The 21,906-nt window shown below is 55.2% G+C and carries 23 protein-coding genes; 20 read left to right on the top strand and 3 right to left on the bottom strand.

Annotation, left to right across the window (positions count from 1 at the left end; all coding sequences use genetic code 11):
- Nucleotides 1-163: 163 nt before the first annotated feature.
- Genes prpC through R5L00_RS11570 form a run of 3 tightly spaced genes read right to left on the bottom strand, consistent with a single transcriptional unit; the run spans nt 164 to nt 3,251 of the window.
- Nucleotides 164-1,333 (bottom strand): 2-methylcitrate synthase, encoded by a 1,170-nt coding sequence (gene prpC, locus R5L00_RS11580; RefSeq protein WP_317651811.1) that lies wholly within the window; start codon nt 1,331-1,333, stop codon nt 164-166.
- On the bottom strand, nt 1,326-2,234 hold the full coding sequence (gene prpB, locus R5L00_RS11575; RefSeq protein WP_317651809.1) for a methylisocitrate lyase: 909 nt from the start codon (nt 2,232-2,234) through the stop codon (nt 1,326-1,328). The genes prpC and prpB overlap by 8 nt, the downstream gene beginning before the upstream one ends.
- Before the next feature lie 36 nt (nt 2,235-2,270).
- A complete protein-coding gene (locus R5L00_RS11570) occupies nt 2,271-3,251 on the bottom strand; it encodes a malate dehydrogenase (RefSeq protein WP_317651807.1) in 981 nt (326 codons plus the stop codon).
- 331 nt (nt 3,252-3,582) lie between these two features.
- Between R5L00_RS11570 and sdhC the strand changes: the two genes are divergently transcribed.
- The 20 genes from sdhC (at nt 3,583) to tatA (ending at nt 21,806) form a co-directional block, all read left to right on the top strand.
- Nucleotides 3,583-3,960, top strand: a complete 378-nt coding sequence (gene sdhC / locus R5L00_RS11565; protein ID WP_107694334.1) for a succinate dehydrogenase, cytochrome b556 subunit — start codon at nt 3,583-3,585, stop codon at nt 3,958-3,960.
- Complete coding sequence (sdhD, locus tag R5L00_RS11560) at nt 3,954-4,310, top strand: succinate dehydrogenase, hydrophobic membrane anchor protein (protein WP_107694335.1); 357 nt, start codon at nt 3,954-3,956, stop codon at nt 4,308-4,310. The genes sdhC and sdhD overlap by 7 nt, the downstream gene beginning before the upstream one ends.
- Nucleotides 4,311-4,316: 6 nt before the next feature.
- Entirely contained in the window at nt 4,317-6,080 is a 1,764-nt protein-coding gene (sdhA, locus tag R5L00_RS11555) for a succinate dehydrogenase flavoprotein subunit (RefSeq protein WP_107694336.1), read from the top strand.
- Nucleotides 6,081-6,120: 40 nt separating this feature from the next.
- Nucleotides 6,121-6,816, top strand: a complete 696-nt coding sequence (locus tag R5L00_RS11550; protein ID WP_107694380.1) for a succinate dehydrogenase iron-sulfur subunit — start codon at nt 6,121-6,123, stop codon at nt 6,814-6,816.
- Nucleotides 6,813-7,046, top strand: a complete 234-nt coding sequence (locus R5L00_RS11545; protein WP_107694337.1) for a succinate dehydrogenase assembly factor 2 — start codon at nt 6,813-6,815, stop codon at nt 7,044-7,046. The genes R5L00_RS11550 and R5L00_RS11545 overlap by 4 nt, the downstream gene beginning before the upstream one ends.
- 37 nt (nt 7,047-7,083) lie before the next feature.
- Nucleotides 7,084-8,385 (top strand): citrate synthase, encoded by a 1,302-nt coding sequence (gene gltA / locus R5L00_RS11540; RefSeq protein WP_107694338.1) that lies wholly within the window; start codon nt 7,084-7,086, stop codon nt 8,383-8,385.
- Nucleotides 8,386-8,415: 30 nt separating this feature from the next.
- Nucleotides 8,416-11,259 carry a 2-oxoglutarate dehydrogenase E1 component gene (locus R5L00_RS11535; RefSeq protein ID WP_107694339.1) on the top strand — a complete coding sequence of 948 codons (2,844 nt, stop codon included), beginning with the start codon at nt 8,416-8,418 and terminating at the stop codon, nt 11,257-11,259.
- A gap of 15 nt (nt 11,260-11,274) precedes the next feature.
- On the top strand, nt 11,275-12,555 hold the full coding sequence (odhB, locus tag R5L00_RS11530; RefSeq protein WP_317651801.1) for a 2-oxoglutarate dehydrogenase complex dihydrolipoyllysine-residue succinyltransferase: 1,281 nt from the start codon (nt 11,275-11,277) through the stop codon (nt 12,553-12,555).
- 77 nt (nt 12,556-12,632) lie between these two features.
- On the top strand, nt 12,633-14,081 hold the full coding sequence (gene lpdA, locus R5L00_RS11525) for a dihydrolipoyl dehydrogenase (protein ID WP_107694341.1): 1,449 nt from the start codon (nt 12,633-12,635) through the stop codon (nt 14,079-14,081).
- Nucleotides 14,082-14,277: 196 nt separating this feature from the next.
- Nucleotides 14,278-14,934, top strand: coding sequence for an ATP phosphoribosyltransferase (gene hisG, locus R5L00_RS11520; RefSeq protein WP_107694342.1), 657 nt, complete (start codon nt 14,278-14,280; stop codon nt 14,932-14,934).
- Between the two features lie 34 nt (nt 14,935-14,968).
- Nucleotides 14,969-16,309 carry a histidinol dehydrogenase gene (gene hisD / locus R5L00_RS11515; RefSeq protein ID WP_107694381.1) on the top strand — a complete coding sequence of 447 codons (1,341 nt, stop codon included), beginning with the start codon at nt 14,969-14,971 and terminating at the stop codon, nt 16,307-16,309.
- Nucleotides 16,310-16,364: 55 nt separating this feature from the next.
- Nucleotides 16,365-17,435, top strand: a complete 1,071-nt coding sequence (gene hisC, locus R5L00_RS11510) for a histidinol-phosphate transaminase (protein WP_107694343.1) — start codon at nt 16,365-16,367, stop codon at nt 17,433-17,435.
- A 71-nt stretch (nt 17,436-17,506) separates the two neighbouring features.
- Nucleotides 17,507-18,094, top strand: a complete 588-nt coding sequence (gene hisB / locus R5L00_RS11505) for an imidazoleglycerol-phosphate dehydratase HisB (protein WP_107694344.1) — start codon at nt 17,507-17,509, stop codon at nt 18,092-18,094.
- Nucleotides 18,095-18,120: 26 nt separating this feature from the next.
- A complete protein-coding gene (gene hisH, locus R5L00_RS11500; RefSeq protein ID WP_317651797.1) occupies nt 18,121-18,786 on the top strand; it encodes an imidazole glycerol phosphate synthase subunit HisH in 666 nt (221 codons plus the stop codon).
- Between the two features lie 50 nt (nt 18,787-18,836).
- A complete protein-coding gene (hisA, locus tag R5L00_RS11495) occupies nt 18,837-19,610 on the top strand; it encodes a 1-(5-phosphoribosyl)-5-[(5-phosphoribosylamino)methylideneamino]imidazole-4-carboxamide isomerase (RefSeq protein ID WP_107694346.1) in 774 nt (257 codons plus the stop codon).
- 107 nt (nt 19,611-19,717) lie between these two features.
- Nucleotides 19,718-20,476, top strand: a complete 759-nt coding sequence (gene hisF, locus R5L00_RS11490) for an imidazole glycerol phosphate synthase subunit HisF (protein ID WP_107694347.1) — start codon at nt 19,718-19,720, stop codon at nt 20,474-20,476.
- Nucleotides 20,477-20,500: 24 nt separating this feature from the next.
- Nucleotides 20,501-20,890 carry a phosphoribosyl-AMP cyclohydrolase gene (gene hisI / locus R5L00_RS11485; RefSeq protein ID WP_317651795.1) on the top strand — a complete coding sequence of 130 codons (390 nt, stop codon included), beginning with the start codon at nt 20,501-20,503 and terminating at the stop codon, nt 20,888-20,890.
- A complete protein-coding gene (locus R5L00_RS11480; protein WP_317651793.1) occupies nt 20,887-21,213 on the top strand; it encodes a phosphoribosyl-ATP diphosphatase in 327 nt (108 codons plus the stop codon). Before hisI ends, R5L00_RS11480 begins: the two co-directional genes overlap by 4 nt.
- Nucleotides 21,214-21,567, top strand: coding sequence for a histidine triad nucleotide-binding protein (locus R5L00_RS11475; protein ID WP_107694350.1), 354 nt, complete (start codon nt 21,214-21,216; stop codon nt 21,565-21,567). It abuts the gene before it with no gap.
- Nucleotides 21,568-21,578: 11 nt separating this feature from the next.
- Complete coding sequence (tatA, locus tag R5L00_RS11470; protein ID WP_317654172.1) at nt 21,579-21,806, top strand: Sec-independent protein translocase subunit TatA; 228 nt, start codon at nt 21,579-21,581, stop codon at nt 21,804-21,806.
- Nucleotides 21,807-21,906: the final 100 nt, after the last annotated feature.

The following is a 21,906-nucleotide window of genomic DNA, read 5'->3' as shown; positions in this document are numbered from 1 at the left end:
GCCTGCCTCGGCGCCGCACCAAGGCAATATTTTGAAAGGCCACCGGCAATGTAACTCTACGTTATGCCTGATGGGCCATGTTGCCTGCCAGCGTACATGACTGGAGGGGAACCCAGGAGGAAACGCCAGCGTTGTTTTGCTGCAATTCGTATATTCGACCGCTCTACGCTGCTCCGCTATTGCGCGCTGCAATCGGTATGAATTCCCGCTCCTCCGGCCCAATGTAGTTCGCCGACGGCCGGATAATCTTGTTGTCGACGCGTTGCTCTATGATATGCGCGGCCCAGCCGCTGGTCCGCGCGATGGCGAACAGGGGCGTGAACATGCCTGTCGGGACGCCCATCGTGTGATAGCTCACGGCGGAAAACCAGTCGAGATTGGGAAACATTTTTTTGACGTTCCACATTACGGTCTCCAGCCTTGCCGCAATATCGAACATTTTCCCGTCTCCCGCCTCCATCGACAGCTTCCTCGCCACCTCACGGATGACCCGGTTGCGAGGATCGGCGAGGGTGTAGACGGGGTGGCCAAATCCGATAATGATTTCCTTGTTCGCCACGCGGCGGAGAATGTCTGCCTCAGCATCGTCCGGATTGTCATAGCGCGTCTGGATATCGAACGCGGCCTCATTCGCTCCCCCATGCTTGGGCCCGCGCAATGCGCCAATGGCGCCGGTAATTGCAGAATAGAAGTCCGAGCCGGTGCTGGCAATTACGCGCGCGGTAAAGGTGGAGGCATTAAACTCATGCTCGGCGTAAAGCACCAAAGAGGTTTGCATCGCTCTCACCCATGACTCGGGCGGGGGCTCGCCGTGCAGCAGGTGCAGAAAGTGCCCCCCGATGGAATCATCATCAGCCACGAGGTCGATGCGGCGATGATGGTGAGAATAGTGGTACCAGTACAGCAGCATTGAGCCAAGACACGCCAGCAACCTGTCGGCCAGTTCGCGGGCGCCTTCGATGGAATGGTTCTCCGCTTCCGGCAGCATGGTGCCGAGTGTGGAAACGCCCGTGCGCAGAACATCCATCGGATGAGCGGTTACCGGAATCGTTTCCAGAACAGTTTTAACACCGCTGGGCACTTCGCGCATGCCTTTGAGTTTCTCCTTATACGCAGTCAGCTCAGCCAGCGTAGGCAGTTTCTCATGCACCAGCAGATAGGCAATCTCTTCGAACTCACAGTTGCCGGCCATGTCCAGAATGTCATAGCCGCGGTAGTGAAGATCGTTACCGGTTCTGCCGACGGTGCAAATGGCCGTATTGCCCGCTACCACCCCCGAGAGCACCACGGACTTCTTAACTCTGGCGGGGGTATTTTCAATAGCCTTATTCATTCTCGGGTTCTCCAGGCAAATCCGAACCGGCCGAAAAAAGCGTATTCAGTTTCTCCTCGTAGGCATGGTAATCAAGAAAATCGTATAGCTCGGCACGAGTTTGCATATTAGCGATCAAATTTTTCTGCGAGCCTTCGTGGCGTATGGTCCGGTACACATTAAGCGCGGCAGCACTCATGGCGCGAAACGCCGAAAGCGGGTAGAGAACGAGGGAAACTTTTCCTTCTGCCAACTCCTCGACGGTATAAAGAGGCGTCACGCCGAACTCCGTAACGTTGGCAAGGATGGGCACTTTCACCGCGGCGGCAAACTTGCGGTACATATGAAGTTCGGTGATCGCTTCGGGAAAGACCATGTCCGCGCCTGCCTCCACATAGGCTCGGGCGCGGTCGAGGGCCGGTTCCAACCCTTCCACCGCAAGCGCATCCGTCCGTGCCATGATTACAAACCCGGGATCGCTTCTGGCATCCACCGCCGCCCTGATACGATCCACCATTTCCGACTCGGTGACAAGCGTTTTGCCAGGTCGATGACCGCACCGCTTGGCCTGCACCTGATCCTCAATATGCATTGCACCGGCGCCAGACTTAATCAGGGATTTTACCGTCCGAGCGATATTGAAAGCGCTACCGCCGAAGCCGGTATCCGCATCCACCAGCAATGGCAAATCCGTGGCGTCCGTAATCCGGCGTACATCGGTCAGCACATCATCCAGGGTGGAAATACCCAGATCGGGAATACCCAGAGATGCCGCCGACACACCACCGCCGGAAAGATATATCGCCTTAAAGCCGGTGCGCGCCGCCATGAGCGCTGTGTAGGCATTGATACAGCCAGCCACCTGTAGAGGTCTTTCCTCGTTAAGCGCGGCGCGAAAACGGGAACCTGCGGATGGGATCATTGACGAGAATTGACTGGAGCGCTGGAAGAAATTTGGTCAGAATAAGTGCCTTACGGAATCGCGCTCTTCCACTAGCTCCCGATAAGTAATCTCCATTTTTTCGCGGCTGAACGGGCTAATTTCCAGATCAGGCACGACTGAGCACAGGCCGCCTCGGCATATCACAGGAAAACCATACATGACGCCCTCGGGAATGCCGTAGCTCCCATCGGAAGGAACGGCCATGGATACCCAGTCGTTCTCCCGCGTGCCGAAAACCCAGTCGTGGACATGTTCGATTGCGGCGTTCGCGGCGCTGGCTGCGCTCGATGAACCCCGCATCCTGATAACGTCGGTACCGCGATTCTGCACCACAGGAATGAAGTAACTTTCGATCCATTCAGGGTCGCGGATGAGATCTACCGCTTTGGCTCCATCAACCTCCGCATGATTCAGATCGGGGTACTGCGTCGAAGAGTGGTTGCCCCAAACAATCATCTTTCTTACACTCGAAACCGTGCGACCCGCTTTCGCCGCCAACTGCCACAACGCGCGATTGTGGTCCAGTCGCATCATTGCAGAAAAATTGCCGGGCTTCAGGCCGGGCGCATTTTTCATGGCAATGTACGCGTTTGTGTTCGCCGGATTACCCACGATCAGTACCTTGACATCCCTTTGGGCGGATTCATCCAGAGCCCTGCCCTGAGCACTGAATATGGCGCCATTCGCCTCCAGCAAATCCTTGCGCTCCATATCTTTGGAGCGTGGCCGGGCGCCTACCAATAAGGCGATTCCCGCATCGCGAAACGCGATTTTGGGATCATCCGTTATCGTGACGCCGGTTAACAGCGGAAAAGCGCAGTCTTCCAACTCCATCATCACACCCGTGAGCGAGGGCAGCAATTGGGGTATGTCAAGCAATTGCAGGATCACGGGTTGATCTTTGCCGAGCATTTCCCCTGCCGCAATACGGAACAACAGGCTATATCCGATCTGACCAGCGGCGCCCGTAATTGCGACGCGAACGGGGTTATGCATTCTTGCGCTCCTGTAGGAGATTGCCGCTACAGAAAATTCAGGGTGGTATCCGGGTGGCCGGCGTTCAACCGCAACACATATCAATTTTCAACCGGCAGAATGGGCCTCGACTTCATCCGTCATTTTCACGCTTGAGACGATGTTCGCTAGCGGCAAATGAACCGGACTATAAAAACATTCATCTTCACTGTCAAATTACCATCACGTCAGTATTCCGTAATGCTCTCGGCGCAGGATTGAATGGACTGCGTTTTAGCTCAGCTCGGTTGTATCGCCCGATATTACCGTCTAAACTTAACCAGCCCCAAGTGGAAGCCAGGGAAACCAAAAATTGCGGAAAAACCAGCCCAAGTATCTTAACCTGCTTCAAATCAAGCAGCCGACGCCGGCCGTGGTTTCGCTCCTGCACCGCATAAGCGGCGCGCTACTATACTTCCCGGGTATCCCTGCCCTTCTCTGCGGCCTGCAAATGGCACTGAGCTCTCCTGAGAAGTATGCTCAACTGCAATCAATTTTAACTGGCCCGCTGGCCAAGGTTGGCTTACTGCTTTCATTGTGGTTCTTCGTACATCATTTCTGCGCCGGCATACGTTTCCTTGCGCTTGATCTTCATTACGGAATCGAACTCCAGCACGCCCGCCTCACCAGTAAAATTGTCCTGGTGACTGGCATCGCGATCACCCTCCTCATCGGGATATCAATATGGTGAAGCGCACGGCGCGTCTGACAACCGGGGCGAATTACGGGCTGCGCGACTGGCTGGCGCAGCGCGTTACGGCAGTGGTGATGGCAATCTTTATCCTGTGCCTGATGGGGGTGCTGCTCATTTCCCCACCACAGGGTTACGCGGAGTGGAAGGCGATATTCAGTAACCAATGGATGCGCATTGCTTCCTTCCTTTTTCTTGTCAGTCTCTTCTGGCACGCGTGGATCGGGGTGCGCAATATTCTCATGGATTATGTTCACGCTACCGGTGTGCGCCTGACGTTACAGATATTGGTCATTCTATCTCTGCTGTTTTATACCGTGTGGTCTGCCGAAATTCTATGGAGTGCGTGAATTAGCGTGGCGATCGTTACAAGAAAATTTGATGCGGTAATCGTGGGGGCCGGTGGCGCTGGCATGCGGGCCGCATTGCAACTGTCCGAAGCTGGACTCAAAGTGGCGGTACTGTCCAAGGTATTTCCCACCCGTTCCCATACAGTAGCAGCGCAAGGGGGTATCGCGGCGGCGCTCGGGAACGTTACCGAGGATAATTGGCACTGGCACATGTATGATACGGTAAAGGGATCCGATTATCTGGGCGACCAGGACGCCATCGAGTTCATGTGCCGTCAAGCCAGCGAGGTGGTATACGAACTCGAACATTTCGGCATGCCCTTCGACCGTCTCGACAACGGGAAAATTTACCAACGGCCATTTGGGGGCCAGTCGCAAAATTTTGGCGGCGCGCAGGCAACGCGCTCATGCGCGGCGGCGGATCGTACCGGCCATGCCATGTTACACACGCTTTATCAGCGCAATGTCCAGGCCAACACCCAGTTTTTTATTGAGTGGATGGGACTGGACCTGATTCGCGATGCCGACGGCGATGTGTGCGGTGTGACCGCGCTGGACATTGAAACGGGTGAAGTCATGGCGATGCAGGCCCGCGCCACCTTGTTCGCCACCGGCGGGGCAGCGCGCATATTCAGCGCCAGCACCAATGCTTTCATCAATACAGGCGATGGTCTCGGTATGGCGGCGCGCGCCGGCGTTCCGCTGGAAGACATGGAATTCTGGCAATTCCACCCGACCGGTGTTTTCGGTGTTGGCGTACTCATCAGCGAGGCGGTGCGCGGCGAAGGCGGCTATCTGCTTAACAAGGATGGGGAGCGTTTTATGGAACGCTACGCGCCTCACGCCAAGGACTTGGCCAGCCGGGATGTGGTGTCCCGCGCCCTGACAATGGAAATACAGGCGGGCCGTGGATGTGGCAGGGATGCAGATCATTTGTTGCTGAAGCTCGACCATCTGGGCGCGGACGTGATCAAGACCCGGCTGCCCGGCATTCGCGAAATCGCAATGAAGTTTGCCAATACGGACCCTATCCGTGATCCAATTCCGGTGGTACCCACCGCCCATTATATGATGGGCGGCATCCCGACCAATTTCCTTGGGCAAGTGGTTGCGCCGTACAAAACGGGACCCGAGGAAGTTGTTCAGGGCTTTTACGCGGCTGGGGAGTGTGCCTGTGTCTCCGTGCATGGCGCCAATCGGCTGGGAACAAATTCGCTCCTGGACATTCTCGTGTTCGGCCGCGCCGCCGCCACCCGGATTATAGAAGACCTTAAAAAAAATCAGCACCACAAGCAGCTACCCCCAGACGCTGCTGACAAGTCGTTGGCGAGACTGGCCCGCCTGGAGGGTCAGAGGGATGGCGAAAGCGTGGCGCAGGTGAGCAATGCGATGCGCAAGACCATGCAGAGCCATTGCGGCGTATTTCGTTTTCCCGACATGCTCAAGCAGGGCGTGGAAAAACTGAGTGACATCCTGGAACGCGCCAGGCAAACGTCAATCGGGGATAAGAGCCGGGTGTTCAACACCGCCCGCGTCGAAGCGCTGGAACTCGACAACCTGATCGAGGTCGCTATGGCCACCATGGTCTCGGCTGAGGCCCGAACGGAAAGCCGGGGTGCGCATGCGCGTGATGACTTTCCCGAACGGGATGATAACAAGTGGCTCAAGCATACTTTGTATTTCAGTGAAGGCAGGCGCCTGGACTATAAACCCGTGCGCTTGAAACCGCTGACGGTGGAATCGTTCGCTCCGAAGCCAAGGACGTACTAAACCGCATATTTATGATATCTCCATGCCGAAGGAACAGACCGTGAAATTCTCCATTTACCGCTTTGATCCCGATAAGGATGCGACTCCTTACATGCGGGACTATGATATCGAACTGGAGCCAGCCGATCGGATGCTGCTCGATGCGTTGGAGCGTATCAAAACGGTGGACGATAGTCTGAGTCTCCGCCGCTCCTGCCGCGAAGGAGTTTGCGGCTCGGATGGAATGAACATCAACGGCCGCAACGGATTGGCGTGCATCACGCCGCTGGCGGGGCTGAAGGAACCAGTGGAGCTGCGCCCCTTGCCGGGCCTGCCGGTGATACGCGACCTGATCGTGGATATGACGCAATTCTTTAAACAATATCATTCGATCAAGCCCTATCTCATCAATAACGATCCGCCGCCGGAAACAGAACGGTTGCAATCGCCTGAGGAAAGAGCTGAGCTGGACGGACTGTACGAGTGCATTCTCTGCGCGTGCTGCTCCACTGCATGTCCTTCGTTCTGGTGGAACCCGGATAAATTCGTGGGGCCAGCGGGGCTGCTGCAAGCCTATCGCTTTCTCGCTGATAGCCGCGACCAGGCAACTGCCGAGCGACTGGATTATCTTGAGGACCCTTATCGCCTGTTCCGCTGCCATACGATCATGAATTGCGCGGATGTGTGTCCCAAGGGGCTGAACCCAACCAATGCTATCGAGAATATCAAGGATATGATGGTGAAAAGAACAGTATGAAACAACTGGAGCGGGTGCGCTGGCGCTGCCGGCGCGGATTGCTGGAACTGGATCTGGTCCTGCAACGGTTTGTGGACGAGTATTACGCCAGGCTTGGCGAAGCCGAGCGCCGGCAATTCGAAACACTGCTGGACCTTTCCGATAATGAGTTATGGGATATGATCACGCTCAGAAAGAAACAGGGGAACAGCAACCTACAGCACGTACTGAGTCTCTTGCAGGGCGTTTAGCTTTCGGGAATCCATCATCACTGGGGAATAAGACAATATGGAACACACACGTAACGCGACGCTCGATCTCGGCAACGGAAGCGAGCCCCTGGAATTTCCTGTTCTGTCCGGCACGATGGGGCCGGATGTAGTGGATATCCGCACGTTACAGGCCAAAGTCGGCGTCTTTACCTACGATCCTGGCTTCCTTTCCACCGCCAGCAGCAATTCCAAGATAACTTTTATCGACGGCGAAGCCGGCATTCTCCTTTATCGCGGCTATCCCATCGAACAACTGGCGGAGCAATGCGATTTCATGGAAGTCTGCTATTTGCTGATGAACGGGGAACTACCCAATAGTGAGCAAAAGAAATCATTCGATAACACCATCAAGGAACACACCATGGTGCATGAGCAGTTGGCGCGCTTTTACACCGGTTTCAGGCGCGACGCTCACCCCATGGCGGTAATGGTAGGCGTCGTCGGTGCGTTGTCGGCGTTTTATCACGACGCGATGGATATTTCCGACGCCTCGCATCGCGAACTGTCGGCGTTCCGGCTGATAGCCAAACTTCCCACCATTACCGCAATGGCATATAAGTACAACGTAGGTCAACCTTTCATCTATCCCCGCAATAGCCTCAACTACGCTGAAAATTTCATGCACATGATGTTCGCTACCCCTGCGGAGGAATATAAATCCAATCCCGTGCTGGCGCACGCCCTGGATCGCATTCTCATCCTCCATGCGGACCACGAGCAGAACGCCTCTACTTCCACCGTCCGGCTCGCCGGTTCAAGCGGCGCAAATCCGTTTGCCTGCATTTCCGCCGGGATCGCCTGTCTGTGGGGGCCGGCGCACGGCGGCGCCAACGAAGCGTGTCTGAATATGCTGGAGGAAATTCACGATGAGTCGCGCATTGGTGAATTTATTGACCGCGCCAAAGACAAAAACGACCCCTTCAGACTGGTGGGGTTCGGTCACCGGGTATACAAAAATTTTGATCCGCGGGCGAAATTGATGCGTGAAACCTGCCACGAAGTATTGGATGAACTCGGCTTGCACGACGATCGCTTGTTCAAACTTGCGCTCAAGCTGGAAAAAATAGCGCTGGAAGATGAATATTTCATTTCCCGCAAACTCTACCCGAACGTGGATTTTTATTCTGGTATCGTGCAGCGGGCCCTGGGCATCCCTCCGTCCATGTTCACCGCTATATTTGCCACGGCGCGCACGGTAGGCTGGATTGCACAGTGGAGTGAAATGATCGCCGACCCGGATCGCAAAATCGGTCGCCCGCGTCAGCTATACACGGGGGCGGTCAAACGGGATGTCGTACCGATTGCGTTACGCGAGTAACCAACTCTGCCCAACGGCCAGGTATTTGCCATGACAAACCCACTGTTTGAAGATTCCCTGCTGTTTGGCGCAAACGCGCCCTTTATCGAAGGGCTATACGAGTCTTATCTGCAACGTCCCCAGTCCGTCCCGCCGGAGTGGCGCGAATACTTTGACGAGTTGCAACGAACAGCCGCAAGGCGGGCGCCAGAGGTGCCGCACTCTGCGGTAATCGATTCCATCCGTCGCGCCAACGAACCATACCAAAGCGCCGAAAGTACCGTCTCAGCGATAGGCCAGGATGAATTTGGCCTGACTACCGAACGCAAGCAGATAGCGGTATTGCAACTAATCAATGCCTACCGCTTCCTTGGCGTCCGCCAAGCGGATCTGGATCCTCTTCGGCATCAGGAAAAACCCCATGTCCCCGAACTCGATCCGGCCTACTACGGACTGACTGAGGCAGACATGAGTACTGTTTTCGGTACCGGTTCATTGATCGGCCCGCCCCGAGCCCCGCTTGGCGAGATTCTCCAAACACTGCGTGAGACTTACTGTGGAAGTATCGGCATCGAGTACATGTATATCACCGATACTGAGCAGAAACGCTGGATACAAAGCCGTGTCGAAGGGTCGCGCGCAAAGCCTGATTATCCGCCTGAGTACAAGCGACATATTCTGGAGCAGCTCAGTGCCTCGGAAGGACTGGAAAAATATCTTCATACACGCTACGTCGGGCAGAAACGCTTCTCTCTCGAAGGCAGCGAAAGCCTGATCCCGTTGTTGGACAATCTGTTGCAACGCGCCGGCGGAATGGGGGTGCAGCAGAGCGTCATAGGGATGGCTCACCGCGGCCGACTCAACGTCCTGGTCAATACCCTTGGTAAATTGCCGGCCGACTTGTTCCATGAATTTGAGGGCAAACATGGGCAGGAACTGACCGAGGGCGATGTCAAATACCACCAGGGCTTTTCCTCGGCTGTATCCACGCCGGGCGGGGTGATGCGACTGTCGCTGGCGTTCAACCCATCACACCTGGAAATTGTGGACCCGGTGGTGGAGGGATCCGTGCGCGCCCGGCAGCATCGGCTGAAAGACAGGGATGGCGACCGGGTATTGCCCGTGCTGCTGCATGGGGACGCGGCATTTTCGGCGCAGGGAGTGGTGATGGAAACCCTGAACCTTTCGCAGACCCGGGGTTACGGAACCGGCGGAACCGTGCATGTCGTTATTAATAATCAAATCGGGTTTACTACCTCTGATCCCCGTGACACGCGCTCGACGCTTTATTGCACCGACGTATCAAAAATGATCGAGGCGCCCATCCTCCACGTCAACGGTGCCGATCCCGAAGCAGTCATCCTGGTGACGGAAATCGCGCTTGATTTCAGGATGAGGTTCCATAAGGATGTGGTCGTGGATATGGTTTGTTTTCGCGCTCTCGGACACAACGAGCAGGACGAGCCAATGGTAACGCAGCCTTTGATGTATAAAATCATTGCCCGCCATCCAGGGATCCGCAAGCTTTATGCCGAGAAACTGGCAGCCGAGGGCGTGATAAGCAGAGAGCAGGCTGAACAGATAGTTAAAGCCTATCGCGATGACATGGATGCGGGCCGCAATCCCAACAAAACCATTGTCTACGGGTATCAATCACCGGATGCGGTGGACTGGAAACCGTTCCTGCAGAATACCAACTGGGTTCTAAAGGTCCAGACCGGTCTGCCACTGGCCGATTTGAAACAGCTGGCGGAACGGCTCACGGATATTCCATCGAAATTCAAACTGCATTCTCGGGTAGAAAAAATCATCGCCGACCGCCGTTCGATGAGCGAGGGGAAACTGCCGCTGGACTGGGGGATGGCCGAAAATCTCGCCTACGCAGCACTTCTGAAGGACGGGTATCCGGTACGGATTTCGGGCCAGGATTCAGGGAGAGGAACCTTCTTTCACCGCCACGCTGTGCTGCATGACCAGAATCGGGAACGCTGGAACGAGGGAACGTATATTCCGCTGCGCCATATTGCGCCCGATCAACCTGATTTCGTCATAATTGATTCGGTATTGTCGGAAGAAGCGGTGCTCGCGTTTGAATACGGATATGCGACTGCGCAACCCAATGAATTAGTCGTTTGGGAAGCGCAGTTTGGTGATTTTGCCAACGGCGCACAAGTAGTAATAGATCAGTTTATCGCCTCGGGGGAAGCGAAGTGGGGCCGGTTGTGTGGGCTGGTGATGATGCTTCCGCATGGCTACGAAGGCCAAGGGCCAGAGCACTCCTCCGGGCGTATCGAGCGTTATCTGCAACTGTGCGCGGAATACAATATCCAAGTATGTGTTCCGTCCACTCCTGCGCAGATGTTTCATCTGCTTCGGCGTCAGATGGTACGCCCGCTGCGCAAACCGCTTGTCATCATGAGCCCGAAAAGCCTCTTGCGTCATAAGGAATCGGTATCGAGCCTTGAAGATGTAGCGTATGGCAGTTTTCAGAACATCATTCCAGACGCTGAAAAACTCGATCCCCGAAATGTGCGGCGCCTTATCGCCTGCTCCGGGAAGGTATATTATGACCTGTTGGCGTATCGCCGGAAGAATAAGATCGAAGATGCGGCGATCATTCGGATTGAACAGCTGTACCCCTTTCCGCATGACGATTTTCAGGCCGAGGTCAATCGTTACCCCCAAGCCAAGGATATCGTCTGGTGCCAGGAGGAGCCTGGAAACCAGGGGGCGTGGCACCGCATTCAGCATTATCTGCTGCGGCATATGCGGCCAGATCAGGTCTTGGGCTACGCACTGCGCCCATCGTCGGCATCGCCAGCAGCGGGATATCTGGCAAAACACAATGTGCAACAGAATGAACTGATAGCAGCGGCGTTCCGCGAGAAAATTTGATCCTGGAGGATGAACATGCTCGTTGAAGTCAAAGTTCCGGCGTTATCTGAATCCGTAGCGGAAGCCACGCTGCTCTCATGGCGCAAGAAAGAGGGCGACACGGTTACGCGCGACGAGAATCTGATTGATATTGAGACTGATAAAGTCGTGCTGGAATTGCCGGCTCCAGCTACCGGGGTGCTCACCAAAATCATTAAAGGCGATGGGAGCACCGTCACGGGTGGAGAAGTCATTGCCACCATAGACACCGAGGCGGCGACAACTGCAGCGGGCGCTGTCGCTGCCAAAACCACAGAGGGTGCGGAGCAACCAAGCGCGCCCGCCGCTCCCGCCCCGGCCGCTGCTTCCCCCGTCACAGAAAAAACTCCCCATATGATGCCTGCCGCCCGGAATGAGGCCGCGCAGGCAAACCTGGATGCCGCTGAAATTGGCGCCATCAAGGGTAGTGGACGCGGCGGCCGAATTACTAAGGAGGATGTAGTAGCTCATGTCGAGGGAAAGCCTGCCGAATCCTCGGTCCCAATCTCTCCCGAACCCGCTCCGGCACCTACTTCGGCAAGGCCGCAAGCTGCCGCGCCGGCGGCAAGTGCAAGCGAGCGCCCCGAACAGCGGGTGCCCATGTCGCGACTGCGCGCGCGCATTGCCGAGCGGTTGGTACAGTCTCAATCCACTGCCGCTATTCTCACCACCTTCAACGAAGTCAATATGCAGGCAATAATGGACTTGCGCGCCCGGCATAAGGAAAAATTCGAAAAAGAACATGGCGTCAAGCTCGGCCTCATGTCATTTTTTGTAAAGGCGGTCGTCGCGGCGCTCAAAAGGTTTCCCATTGTCAACGCGTCCGTGGACGGAAATGACATCATCTATCACGGCTATTACGATATAGGCATTGCCGTCAGCAGCCCCCGCGGTTTGGTGGTCCCTATTCTCCGCAATGCAGAGTCCTTGTCGCAGGCGCAGATCGAAAGGCAAATCGCCGACCTCGGCAAGCGTGCCCAGGACGGGAAACTGACCATCGAAGACTTGACCGGCGGCACATTCTCCGTTACCAATGGAGGCGTGTTCGGCTCGCTGCTCTCGACCCCCATCATAAATCCCCCGCAAAGCGCGATTCTCGGCATTCACGCCACCAAGGAACGCCCGGTGGCGGAGAACGGGCAGGTGGTCATCCGTCCGATGTGCTACCTCGCGCTGTCCTACGACCACCGCATTATAGATGGGCGGGAAGCGGTACTTTCCCTGGTGGCAATGAAAGAGGCCCTTGAATATCCGATGAGCCCGTTACTGGAAGGCTGAAACCAGACCGGAAGCTGTCAAAATGGATAGGACTCCACGCTTTTTTTCTTACTTTTCCTTATCCTTAAAGTACCAATATGGCTCAATCCTTCGATGTCGCGGTAATCGGCGCCGGTCCAGGCGGGTATGTGGCAGCGATACGCTGCGCCCAGTTAGGGCTCAATACCGTCTGTATCGACGAGTGGAAAAACCCGCAAGGCAAGCCCAGTCTGGGGGGAACATGTCTGAATGTCGGCTGTATACCGTCGAAGGCTCTCCTTGAGTCTTCCGAGAATTTTGAACGGGCCGCGCGAAAGTTCTCAAGCCACGGCATCACGGTGGAAGGCCTGTCGATTGATATCCCGGTGATGATGTCTCGCAAAGAGAAAATCGTTGCAAACTTCACCGGCGGCGTGGCGATGCTCCTCAAAAAAAACAAAGTCACCTCGATGCACGGGCAGGGGACGCTGCTCAAGCGTGGCGAGGAAAATGGTACCGACCAGCCCTGGCAAATCGAAGTGAAGAATGGGGATACCGCGCAAACCGTCGAGGCCAGGCATGTGATTATCGCCACCGGTTCCACGCCGCGGAAGCTACCGTTCGCACCGGTGGACAATGAACGGATACTGGACAATACCGGCGCACTGGCATTGGCAGACGTGCCTGGAAGGTTGGGTGTGATCGGTGGTGGCGTGATCGGCCTGGAAATGGGCAGTCTTTGGCGAAGGCTCGGTTCCGAGGTAACTGTTCTTGAAGCCCTGCCCGGGTTTCTCACGGCTGCCGACGAGCAAGTAGCAAAAGAGGCGAGGAAAATTTTCACCCGGGAAACAGGTTTGGTAATCCATACCGGCGTCAAAATAAGCAGCATCACCACTGGCGAACAAGACATTACCGTGGAGTATGCGGACGCGGATAACAATGCGCAAAAACTGGAAGTGGATAAACTGGTGGTTGCAGTCGGTCGCGTCCCTAACACGGCCGGCCTTGGGGCGGAAAATGCCGGGCTGAAACTGGATGATCGTGGATACATCGAGGTGGACGCAACTTGCCGTACCAACCTCCCAAATATATATGCCGTCGGCGACGTGGTACGCGGGCCGATGCTGGCGCATAAAGCCTCCGAGGAAGGCGTGGCGGTAGCGGAACTCATCGCTGGACAACCGGGGCACGTGAATCTCGGCAGCATTCCCTGGGTGATCTATACCTCGCCGGAAATCGCGTGGGTTGGCAAAACGGAGCAGGATTTAAAATTGGCCGGGGTGCAATACAAAGCAGGACAATTCCCCTTCATGGCCAATGGACGTGCCCGCGCGCTTGGGGAAACCGGCGGTTTCATCAAAGTGCTCGCGGATGCCAACACCGACCGCATACTAGGAATCCATATGATCGGTCCCTACGTTTCCGAATTGATTGCCGAGGCTGTGACGGCGATGGAATTCGCTGCCAGCAGCGAAGATATCGCGCGAATTGTGCACGCGCACCCGTCGTTATCTGAAGTACTGCATGAAGCGGCGCTGGGCGTGGATAAACGCGCGATTCATATATAACATCGGCTGGGCCTGAAGGCCGAGAATCAATAGAAAACTCGCGCCTCTCGTTCGTCTATATAGGGTTCCACTCACCAAACCCTCGTCACAAGCCAGTTTATTTTAAAGCCTGAGCCTCCTGGCGCGTCTCTTAATACTGGCGGCGAGTCCGGCTCAGCCGCTTTTGGAGTAAAATACTGGTTTTCAAGAATCCGCCATGACGAGCATCACGATTGCCCTTTCCAAAGGCCGCATTTTTGACGATACCGCGCCGCTATTAAAAGCCGCGGGCATTGTCGCGCTTGATGATCCCGATGCATCGCGCAAACTGATTCTGGCCACGAACCGCGAAAATGTACGACTCATCATCGTACGCGCCTCGGACGTGCCAACTTACGTGCAGTATGGAGCTGCGGACATGGGCATCGCAGGGAAGGACGTACTGCTGGAACATGGTGGCGCCGGGCTCTACCAACCGCTGGATTTGAATATCGCGTGCTGTCGCATGATGGTGGCAGTGCGAGACGATTTTGATTACGAATCAGCCGTCCGCCGGGGGGCGAGAGTGCGGGTTGCAACCAAGTATCTGCAAACGGCGCGCGAACATTTTGCCGAAAAAGGAATGCATGTGGATCTGATCAAGCTGTACGGCTCAATGGAACTTGCGCCGTTGGTGGGATTGGCGGATGCAATCGTGGATCTGGTTTCAAGCGGAAATACATTAAAGGCCAATCACCTCAAGGCGGTAGAAGAGATTATGCCCATTTCGGCCCGATTGGTCCTCAACCAGGCTGCGCTGAAATTGAAGTGCAAAACAATACAGCCGGTGCTTGACGCGTTCTCGGCAGCAATTCCAAGACAAGCTATTGCTTAACCGGTTGTATGAACCAGAACAACAGCCTCCCATGATGCAGATAAGGCGCCTGTCTTCCACCGATACTGGCTTCGATGAAGCGTTAGGGCGTCTGCTCGCTTTCGAAGACGCCCAGGATGCAACCGTGGATGCGGCAGCGGCGGATATTCTGGCGGACATGAAAAAACGCGGGGATGAAGCGTTGCTCGAATACACTCGCCGTTTTGATCATCTAAATGCGGCCTTCGCGGCAGAGCTCGAACTACCGCATGACCGGTTGCAAAAGGCGCTCGACAGTCTCCCCGCTGATCAGCGCAGCGCGCTGATGGAGGCCGCAGCACGGGTTCAGGCCTACCACGAAAAACAGTTGACGCAATCCTGGAGCTATGTCGAACCAGACGGCACCCTGCTTGGCCAGAAAATAACCCCGCTGGACAGGGTCGGGTTATACGTGCCCGGCGGCAAAGCATCTTACCCGTCCTCGGTGCTGATGAATGCGATTCCTGCCAAGGTGGCAGGCGTGAGCGAGCTTATTATGGTAACGCCGACTCCGCGCGGCGAAACGAGCAACTTGGTGCTGGCCGCTGCGGCGATTTGCAACGTGGACCGTGTTTTCACCATTGGCGGCGCGCAGGCGGTCGGTGCGCTTGCCTATGGGACTCATACTGTACCACAAGTGGACAAAATCGTCGGGCCCGGCAATGCGTACGTCGCCGCGGCAAAGCGACGCGTATTTGGCGTTGTAGGTATCGATATGCTGGCAGGGCCATCAGAGATACTCGTGATTTGCGATGGCAAGACCGACCCCGACTGGATCGCCATGGATTTGTTTTCCCAAGCCGAGCATGATGAACTGGCACAAGCAATTCTGCTTTCGCCCGATCCGGATTTCATTGACGCGGTAGCGGCAAGTATTTCGCGCCAACTGGAGGCAATGCCGCGTAAAGAGGTGATTCGCGCCTCCCTCGAAGGCCGCGGCGCGCTGATTCGGGTACGCGATCTGGATGAGGCGTGCGCCATCGCGAACCGCATCGCGCCGGAACATCTTGAATTATCGGTCGAACAGCCGGAGAACTGGATGAATAAAATCAGGCACGCGGGCGCCATCTTTCTTGGCAGACATACTTCCGAGGCGCTCGGCGACTATTGCGCGGGCCCCAATCACGTATTGCCCACTTCCCGCACTGCGCGCTTTTCGTCGCCATTGGGTGTTTACGATTTTCAGAAACGCAGCAGCATTATTCAAGTGTCGGCAGATGCTTCGGCAAGACTTGGCAGAATCGCTTCGATTCTGGCGCATGGCGAAGGCTTGCAGGCACACGCAAGGTCGGCGGAATATCGATTCCAGGATCGTACAGTTGCGGTACCAGATGCATCGGACTCTTCCATAGGTTAACGCATCGTTTTTGCCGCTCGCACCTGCGAGCGCGACATATATTCCACCTTAGACAATGCCCGGATCGCCCGATCAGATCATACGCCCGGAAGTTCTCTCGCTCTCGGCTTACCATGTACCCCCGGCATATGGGATGGTAAAGCTGGATGCGATGGAAAATCCGTACCTGCTACCAGAGGAGCTGCGTGCTGAGATCGCGCACCTGGCCGCGAACGCACCCATCAATCGTTATCCGGATGCCAGCGCAGTTACCCTCAAAGCTGCGTTGCGCGAAGCACTGGCGATACCTGCCGGAATGGAGATCATGCTGGGCAACGGTTCGGACGAGATTATCCAGATTATTGCTTTCGCCTGCGCCAGACCCGGCGCCACGGTGCTGAGCGTGGAACCCACGTTCGTTATGTTTCGCATGATCGCGGCCTTCGCCGGCATGACGTATGCAGGCGTGCCCCTAAGGGCCGATTTTTCTCTCGATATGGATGCGGTACTTGACGCGATCGCCCGGTGCCAGCCAGCACTGATTTTCATCGCCTATCCCAATAACCCTACCGGTAACCTGTTTGACGCCAGTGCAATCTCACGTATCATTGAAGCTGCACCTGGGCTGGTGGTGGTGGATGAGGCCTATCAGGCCTTTGCCAACGCAAGCTTCATGGATAAACTGTCGCAGTATCCTAACCTTTTGTTGATGCGCACGCTTTCAAAGCTCGGGTTGGCTGGTTTGAGGCTGGGTCTTTTGGCAGGAAGGCCGGAGTGGCTGATCCAGCTGGAAAAACTGCGGTTGCCGTATAATGTGGGGATCGTCACCCAACTGATCGCGGAGAAAGTGTTACAGCATCGCGATGTCCTGTTGCAACAGGCTGCTGCGATCAAGAAAGACCGGGCAGTATTGTGCGAACAATTGTCGGCGATGAACGGCATCGAATCCTTTCCGACAGACGCAAACTTTATACTATTTCGCGTAAGTGAAGCCAGTGACGTGTTTCAGAAACTCAAAAAACGCGGTGTATTGATCAAGAATCTCAACGGAACACATCCTCTGCTGAAAAATTGCTTGCGTGTGACCGTAGGCAAGCCCGATGAAAACGCATCTTTTATGGCCGCATTGGAGGCTTCACTTGCATAACCTGCGCAGCGTGACAAGAATGAACGACAAAATGAATAATCTTCCTATCCCTGCTCCATCTCACTAATCTCATGCGCCAGGCTCAGGTCAACCGCAACACGCTCGAAACCCAGATCGATCTGAATGTCAATCTGGATGGAACGGGAAACGCAGTATTGGATACAGGTGTACCTTTTCTCGATCATATGCTGGACCAGATAGCGCGTCATGGAATGATCGATCTGGAAATTGCGGCTAAAGGTGACCTGCACATCGATGCACACCATACCGTAGAGGATATCGGTATTTCGCTGGGCCAGGCATTCGCGCGGGCAGTCGGCGATAAGAAGGGTTTGCGCCGTTACGGTCATGCCTATGTGCCTCTGGACGAAGCATTATCCCGCGTTGTAGTCGATCTCTCCGGCAGGCCGGGGATGAAATTCAAAGTCGATTTCGTACGGGCAAGGATAGGCGATTTCGATGTTGACCTGATTAATGAATTTTTCCAGGGCTTTGTCAATCATGCCTTGATTACGTTGCACATCGAGAATCTCTCGGGTACGAATGCCCATCACCAGGCAGAAACAGTATTCAAGGCGTTTGGTCGTGCTTTGCGCATGGCAATGGAAATCGATCCCCGCGCGGCGGGCACCGTCCCGTCCACCAAAGGCTCTTTGTAAGCTCCTTCACTTCTCATTTGCATGGTATGGCTGATATCGCAATCGTTGACTATGGCATGGGCAATCTGCGCTCCGTCTCCAAAGCGCTCGAACATGTCGCTCAAGGCGCTTCCATAAGCGTAACCAGCGATCCGGACGTGGTGCGCAGAGCTTCTCGCGTCGTCGTCCCGGGTCAAGGGGCAATGCCCGACTGCATGCGCGAATTGGATAGGCTGGGATTGACGGATGCAGTGGTCGACGCCGCGATGTGTAAGCCGTTTCTCGGTATTTGCCTCGGCCTGCAGATGCTGTTTGACAGCAGCGACGAAGGCAACGTCAAGGGCCTTGGCATCGTAACTGGAAAGGTGCGGCGTTTCGCCGCCACGGCGGCAGCGGATGCTGAGCAAAGATTTAAAGTACCCCACATGGGCTGGAACCAGGTGCATCAGGCAGTCGAGCACCCCATGTGGAAAGACATACCCCAGGATGCGCGCTTCTACTTCGTCCACAGCTATTATGTGGAAACCACCCACCCTGAGCCCCTGGCGGCATATACGCGTTATCCGTTTCCATTTACTTGCGCGGTAGCAAAAGATAATATTTTCGCCGTCCAGTTTCACCCTGAAAAAAGTCAAGAGGCGGGCCTGGCACTCCTAAGCAATTTCGCGCGCTGGCAGCCCGCGGTATCCAGTGACACCCCCAGCCGGGTTTAACCTTGTATCTATATACCGATACTCAATCATAATTCCGATCCCGACTCAAAATGCTGATCATTCCTGCTATAGACCTGAAGGACGGCCACTGCGTGCGTCTTAAACAAGGCGTGATGGAAAACGCCACGGTGTTTTCCGAAGACCCCGGTGCCATGGCCAGACACTGGCTGAATCAGGGTGCGCGCCGACTGCACCTGGTGGACCTTAATGGCGCGTTTGCAGGAAAACCGAAGAATGAGCCAGCCATTCGTGAAATTATTGAAGCGATTGGCGATAAAATTCCAACTCAACTTGGCGGTGGCATACGTGATCTCGAAACTATTGAACGCTATCTCGACGATGGTATTACCTACGTCATCATCGGTACCGCGGCGGTGAAGACGCCAGGATTCCTTCACGATGCTTGTAATGCCTTCCCGGGTCATATCATGGTAGGACTGGATGCGAAGGGCGGAAAAGTAGCGGTCAATGGCTGGTCCAAGGTCACGGGTCATGATGTCGTGGATCTGGCAAAGAAATTCGAGGACTACGGCGTTGAAGCGATCATCTACACCGATATTGGACGCGATGGGATGTTGAGCGGCGTTAATGTTCAGGCGACCATGGAACTCGCGCGCGCACTGACTATCCCTGTCATTGCCAGCGGCGGTATCGGCAACCTCGACGACGTCCGCGCCCTGTGTAACATTGCATCGGAAGGTATTGCCGGCGCGATTACTGGACGCGCCATCTATGAAGGCGCCTTGGATTTCAAATTGGCGCAGGCGCTGGCTGATGAACTTACCCCAAAAGCGGCAACCAGCGACGTGACACTCCCCTCCTGAAATGCCAATCCGGGCCCGGCGAACAACAAAACCATCGTCAATGCCGTTCCCCCGCCAATTGTCTTCTTCTGATTTCTGTTTACCTTTATTGTAAAGGTCTTTAATGTATGGGTCTTGCAAAGCGAATCATCCCCTGCCTGGACGTGACCAATGGACGGGTTGTCAAGGGCGTCAATTTTATCGGGCTTAGGGACGCGGGGAATCCGATCGAAATATCGCGCCGCTACGATGACCAGGGAGCGGATGAACTGACCTTTCTCGATATTACGGCCAGTTCGGATAATCGCGACCTGATATTGCATATTATTGAAGAAGTAGCAGCCCAGGTCTTCATCCCCCTGACCGTCGGCGGCGGGGTTCGCAAGGTAGAAGATGTGCGCAGGCTGCTGAACGCCGGGGCGGACAAAGTAAGCATCAACACGTCGGCAGTCCTTAATCCTGAGTTGGTGCGGGATGCCGCGGACCGCTACGGCTCGCAATGTATCGTGGTGGCCATTGATGTCAAGCGGGTCGAGAATCGATGGGAAGTCTTCACGCATGGCGGCCGTAACGCTACCGGCCTCGATGCGATCGAATGGGCAAAGAAGATGCAGGCACTGGGCGCGGGCGAAATACTACTCACGAGCATGGATCGAGACGGGACCCGCAACGGTTTTGACCTGACTCTGATCCGTACGGTATCTGACACCGTGGATGTGCCGGTGGTCGCGAGTGGCGGCGTAGGTAATTTGCAACACTTGGTAGACGGAGTTATAGAAGGCCATGCGGACGCAGTGCTGGCAGCGAGTATTTTCCACTACGGCGAATACACGGTACGTCAAGCTAAAGAGTATATGGCCCAACATGGCATCGAAGTACGGTTGTAGTAACATTCATCTTCAAGCACATCTATGTCCGATATTTGGCTCAACAAGATAAACTGGTCCGACGATGGGCTGGTACAGGTGGTGACGCAGGAAGCAGCCAGCAACGACGTGTTGATGGTCGCATGGATGAATCGCGAGGCGCTGAAGCTCACGGTACATACTAATGAGGCGCACTACTGGTCGCGCTCCCGCAAAAAGCTCTGGCATAAAGGCGAAGAATCCGGCCATGTCCAGAAAGTGAAGGAAATCCGCCTTGATTGTGATAATGACGTTCTGCTGCTCAGGGTGGAACAAGTAGGCGAGATTGCCTGTCATACCGGAAGACACAGTTGTTTTTTCAACAAACTGGAGAAGGGGCTGTGGGAAGTGACTGCCCCCATCCTCAAAAGTCCGGATGAAATCTACAGGAAATGAGCGACTCTCCTATTCTTTGCCATCTGGCTGATGTTATTGAAGCACGCAAGGACGCCGACCGCTCGGCATCTTATGTAGCCAAGCTGTTGCATGAAGGTGAGGACAAGATATTGAAAAAAATCGCGGAAGAGTCGGCGGAGGTGTTGATGGCCTCGAAAGATGGCGATAAACCGCATGTTGTCCGCGAAGTGGCTGACCTCTGGTTTCACTGTCTGGTGCTATTGGCGCACCATGGTATGAGGCCCGAAGCGGTGCTGGATGAATTGCAGCGGCGGGAAGGAATTTCAGGAATTGACGAAAAAGCATCGCGGAAACCGAGATAAATGGATAACTGCATCTTCTGCAAGATTGTGCGAGGTGAAATCCCTAGTGAGAAAATATACGAAGACGAGGACGTTTTTGCATTTCACGATATTCATCCGGCGGCGCCCGTACATTTCATGCTGATACCCAAGTTGCATCTCAGTTCGCTTGCAGAAGCCGAAGACGAGCACCGCGGTTTGCTCGGGGGCATGATGGTGCTGGTACCCCGCTTGGCGCGACAGCAAGGCTGTACGGATGGTTTTCGCACAATCATCAATACTGGACGCGTTGGAGGGCAGGAAGTTTATCATTTCCACATTCATGTCATAGGCGGCACGGATCGCCTGCCCGGCATGCTCCCTCACCCCCGATAAAGGAGTAAATGATGGGATCATTCAGTATCTGGCATTGGCTTGTGGTTCTGCTGATCGTTGTGCTGGTATTTGGGACCAAGAAACTTCGGAACCTCGGGGGCGATCTGGGCGGCGCGGTCAAAGGTTTCAAGGAGGGAATCAAGAGCGCGGACGAAGAAGAGATAACGTCTGCAAACAAGCCAACCGAGTCTCGAATTACCGATGTAGATGCCAAGGACACGACCCAGACCAGATCCTGAACTTCCTTGGGCTAGGCAGAATGCCCGCAACGGCGTCGAAGCGCTAATGACGCGCCGATATCCGGCCCATTTCGATGCATTCCCTATCGTGCCCCCTATA

The organism is Nitrosospira sp. Is2 (assembly GCF_033095785.1).
Lineage (GTDB): Bacteria > Pseudomonadota > Gammaproteobacteria > Burkholderiales > Nitrosomonadaceae > Nitrosospira.
Note: the sequence above shows the minus strand (reverse complement) of the source record. Positions and strands in the feature narration are given on the sequence as shown.